We start from the raw sequence: 3,443 nt of genomic DNA, 5'->3' as shown, positions 1-3,443 counted from the left end.
TATGATGCGTTTCGTCCTTACTAAGGTTATCAAATTCATGTGCAAAACCTATACGTGAGTACAGTTGAGGATAACGAGATAATCTTTTTTCGATTCCAGGCATACCTATAAGAACCATTGCTAAATCATTTCTATCATAAATATCTCTTAGCTGTTCTAAATGTTGAAGCTTTAAACGATCAATTTCATCGACTATAATTAAATCGATTCCTTCATAAGACTTTAAAGTATAGACTTCTTCCTGATTATATTTAAGAACCAAATGCATTGCTTTCACAATACCAATTCTAGCTGACAGTGTGTCGATGTCCGAGCTGACACGAGTCATTTTTTCAGCTGGAGCGGTATAGAATACTTTATTTGCACTTAATATTTCGTCTGTCGCATCTTTTCCAATATCATCAGCACGGCGATAGGCAATTTGTTTTTCTATATTATCCCAATTACAGTAATACCTTGAAGATAACGTTTTGCCTACGCCAGGAGCACCGTAACAAATTCCAATATACTTATATTTAATACATGCGTCACAAAATTCAGCAAATCGTTTATATTCTTTTGTTTCAATAAAGGTTTTATTCATTATAGTACCTCTTTAAAGTTGTTTTCTTAGGTGGGGTAGTTATTTCTTCATATTTTTTCTCTTCAATTAGTAATTCTACAGAACTTGGTACTGGTATTTTTTGTTTTAGTAATTTTTTTCGTTTATTTCTAGCAAAAATTAGATCATCCATATTGATTTCATAATTTGAAATATCTGGAGAAATGGCATTACAAAGAAACTTATTTTTATAAAATACCCTAATTTCTGCTAAATCATTTGGTGTATAACGAATTAAAACAGGTTCTCCAACAAACGCGGATAAATTAGGATTGGTATATCGTAAACCTTGGAAATGAATCCCATCAGAGTGAACTTTTCGAGTTTTTGGTATTTCTAACAACAATAAATCTAACTCTTCTAAACTATTAGGCATATTCGGTAAAAATGATTGCTCACTCCATTTTTTTATCGGACTTACTTTAATAGAAGAATGATTGGTTTGATTATATTCATTGATAAGAAAAGAATGTAGTTTCTCTTTAAATTCTTGAATCGTTAATAATTTTTCATTGCAGTTATTTTCAATATATCCTGGTAATCCTTCTAAAAATACTTGATTAATCGTCTGGAAAAAACGCTCAATTTTTCCACGACCTCTTGGAATTCCTATAGAAGAAAAAATGAGATTTATTCTCAAATCAATAGCTACTTGTTCCATAAAATTTGAAGTAAAATCACTTCCGTGATCAGTATAAAAATTTTCAGGAATGCCACATATTGACCATGAAGAATCCTTTTTTGTCCAAATAGCTTGATGTAAGGTTAAAGCAGTATTGATTGCTGAAGGGGCAGAAAAACTCAAATAATAACCAGCTACTGCTCGACTATAGTCATCTAATATAATAGTTAACCAGGGGCGATTGATAGTTCCTTTTTCATCAAGTAAATTGATATCTAATAAGGTATGATCTGCTTGCCAAATTTCATTTGGTCGTGTTGTTTCCCTTATAGCAATTAAATCATATTTCTCTTTATATGTTTTCTCTCCCTCATGAGCTAACTGAATGAGACTTTTGGGAATCCGTTTCCTTAATTTATAAATTTGAGAATAACTCGGTATATCCAGTTTGTTCTCTTTACAATAGGAAGTAATTTTTCGAGACAATGTTTTTGTACTTATTTTTTTGTATCTCAATACAAATTCTTCTATTTTTTTGCGAACTTCCTCTGAAACCTTAATTTGCTCAAAATCAGTTCGCGTCTTTCTAATTAAACCCACTAAACCATCATGTTCATATTTTTGTACCCAACGATAGAGTGTACGAATAGGTATTTTATTTTTAATAGATATTTCTTTTATCGTTTCTTGTTTATTAAGATAAGGCTCAATAATTTTATATTTTTTCATCGCATCTGTTCTTTGATGGTCTGAAAAACTAGTGAGCATTTGTTTTTCCATTTTTTTCCTCCATTTTATCTAAATAGCGATAAATCGTTGTTCGAGAAACATTCCAACGTTCGGCAATGGTTTTAATCGGTGTTCCACTATCAACTAGAGTCTTTAGTAATTCTAAGTCTTGTGCTTTTAATTTTTCAGGACGGCCTCCAAATCGTCCTCTTGCTCGAGCTGCCGCTCGTCCTGCCGCAGATCTTTCTAAAATTAGATTTCGTTCAAATTCCGCAAATGCTGCAAACAAATGGAACATAAGTTGTCCCGTAGAACTTGATTTATCCATTGTTATATTTTCTTGAAGACTATGAAAACTAACACCTCGTTCATTCAAACGATTGACGATTGAAATCAAGTCTTCCATATTTCTTCCTAGACGATCTAAACGCCAAACGACAAGTGTATCTCCAGATCGAACAAAATCAATAGCTGTTTCTAATCCTGGTCGATTACTTTTTGCACCACTCATATGATCTGAAAAAATTTTTTCGCAGCCGAATTTATTTAAGCTATCTTCTTGTAAATCCAAATTTTGTAAACCAGTAGAGACCCGGGCGTATCCTATTTTCAAAAAAATCACTCCTTTACAAAATCTATTGTAACATAACTTTAAACAACCAGTATAATTGAACATAGATTTTGATATGAGTTTATGGACACAAAAAGAAGTTAAAAATTTAAAAACTAGATAAAAAAACACTGTGTACAGAAACGGGTGATTTTATGAACACTCGTCCATATTTTAAATATAGAAACAATAAATTATTTATTCTAATTATCAGAAGTGTTAGAATAGTCAAAAGGAGTGATTGATTTGGATTTATATGGATTAGTAGAAACAAAATTGAATGAGTTTAAAATTCCATTTGAGATAGTGGATCATCCGCCAGCATTAACTACAGAAGAAGCCGATAGTTTTATAGAAGGTATTGAAGGTGTACGAACAAAATCAATGTTTCTGACCAATAAAAAGAAAACAGCATATTATTTGTTAATTATGGATGATCAAAAAAGATTAGATATGGATAAACTAAAAGAAATTACTGGAGAAAAAAGAATCAAAATGGCTTCTGAGAACAGTTTAATGGAAAAAATGAAGTTACCTGCAGGTGTCGTTTCAATTTTCGGACTTCTAAATAATGATGAAAACGATATCCATGTATACTTTGATAGAGAAATTACTCAAGAGCCACGTATGAGTTTTCACCCTAATGTAAATACAAAAACCATCTTTCTTGATACTAACGATATTTTTAAATTCTTGGAAAATATCGATTACAACTATTCTATTATTGACATTTAATTTTTAAACAACTATCACAAGAACTACTAAACTAAATAAAAAGAACTTCTACTATTCTTTGTTTTATAAGTAATAGTAGAAGTTTTTTTAAGAAATATTTGCCATTTAACAACAATTTATTTTGCCATTTAAAAAGAAAAGTGACA

Annotated in this window: 4 protein-coding genes; 1 reads left to right on the top strand and 3 read right to left on the bottom strand. The window is 30.8% G+C overall.

Translation table 11 applies throughout. From position 1 onward, the window contains the following. The 3 genes from HMPREF2810_RS12180 to HMPREF2810_RS12170 all read right to left on the bottom strand — a co-directional run. On the bottom strand, positions 1 to 583 hold a 583-nt coding region (locus HMPREF2810_RS12180), incomplete at its 3' end, for an AAA family ATPase (protein ID WP_070635612.1). Next, positions 576 to 2,003 (bottom strand): Mu transposase C-terminal domain-containing protein, encoded by a 1,428-nt coding sequence (locus tag HMPREF2810_RS12175; protein WP_002404171.1) that lies wholly within the window; start codon positions 2,001 to 2,003, stop codon positions 576 to 578. The genes HMPREF2810_RS12180 and HMPREF2810_RS12175, both read right to left, overlap by 8 nt. Then, complete coding sequence (locus HMPREF2810_RS12170; RefSeq protein WP_010783490.1) at positions 1,981 to 2,565, bottom strand: recombinase family protein; 585 nt, start codon at positions 2,563 to 2,565, stop codon at positions 1,981 to 1,983. Before HMPREF2810_RS12170 ends, HMPREF2810_RS12175 begins: the two co-directional genes overlap by 23 nt. A 243-nt stretch (positions 2,566 to 2,808) precedes the next feature. On the opposite strand from HMPREF2810_RS12170, the gene HMPREF2810_RS12165 reads away from it, so the two are divergent. Then, the gene (locus tag HMPREF2810_RS12165) at positions 2,809 to 3,297 is read left to right on the top strand and encodes a prolyl-tRNA synthetase associated domain-containing protein (RefSeq protein ID WP_002414917.1); all 489 of its coding nucleotides are present in this window, start codon (positions 2,809 to 2,811) and stop codon (positions 3,295 to 3,297) included. Positions 3,298 to 3,443 lie beyond the last annotated feature (146 nt).

Source organism: Enterococcus sp. HMSC078F03, assembly GCF_001811595.1.
Lineage (GTDB): Bacteria > Bacillota > Bacilli > Lactobacillales > Enterococcaceae > Enterococcus > Enterococcus faecalis.
The sequence above is the reverse complement of the archived record's forward strand: the minus strand, read 5'-3'. Positions and strand labels throughout refer to the sequence as shown.